The following is a 204-nucleotide window of genomic DNA, read 5'->3' as shown; positions in this document are numbered from 1 at the left end:
GAAGAACGGCCTGCTGACCGTGGTCCTCCCCCAGGAGACCGTCGACCGGCTGTGGGAACTGACCGACACCGACCCGACCGCCGAAATCACCGTCGACCTCGTCAGCCGCCAGGTCCGCGCGGCCGGAATCGAGGCGGAGTTCGAACTCGACGACAACGCCCGCTGGCGCCTGCTCGAAGGCCTCGACGACATCTCCCTCACCCT

At 68.1% G+C, this 204-nt stretch carries 1 pseudogene; it reads left to right on the top strand.

What is annotated here, in order from left to right:
• Positions 1 to 204: pseudogene (locus IF09_RS0139740) on the top strand (3-isopropylmalate dehydratase small subunit); the annotation flags it as partial.

This window comes from Streptomyces katrae (genome assembly GCF_000717655.1).
Lineage (GTDB): Bacteria > Actinomycetota > Actinomycetes > Streptomycetales > Streptomycetaceae > Streptomyces > Streptomyces katrae_B.
The sequence above is the reverse complement of the archived record's forward strand: the minus strand, read 5'-3'. Positions and strand labels throughout refer to the sequence as shown.